This window comes from Rhodococcus sp. P4_F3_2, from assembly GCF_056401335.1.
Window position 1 is genome coordinate 1 of record NZ_JBFUJN010000256.1, and the last position, 400, is coordinate 400.

The following is a 400-nucleotide window of genomic DNA, read 5'->3' on the forward strand; positions in this document are numbered from 1 at the left end:
GCTATACCAATGAACAAAGAACCTATATAACCTGCTGGGCGATTTTTAAATACAATTTTTTTGTCTCTCATTAGAAATTTAGGTTGGAATATTCCAGTCACTACTAGTCCAAAGAATATCACTAAAATTGCTCCTAATTGCCGTACTAAATCTTCATATTCTTTGAATAGCACACCAATAATTGTAGTAGATAAGCCTAAAACTAAAAAAATAATTGAAAAACCTGCAATAAAAAAGAGCGTATGTAAGATAGCACGACGATTTAACATTTTATTTTCATGTTTTAATTCATCAACTGATATGCCTGTTAAATAAGACAAAAAAGCTGGGTAAAGAGGCAAACAACACGGTGAAATAAAAGATAAAAAACCAGCGCCAAAAGCAAAGAACACATTTAAAT

The 400-nt window shown here is 30.8% G+C and carries 1 protein-coding gene; it reads right to left on the reverse strand.

Annotated elements, in window-relative coordinates; translation table 11 throughout:
* The coding region (locus tag AC1DWA_RS33635) for a cytochrome c biogenesis CcdA family protein (RefSeq protein WP_477917864.1) at window positions 1-400 on the reverse strand (400 nt) is incomplete at both ends.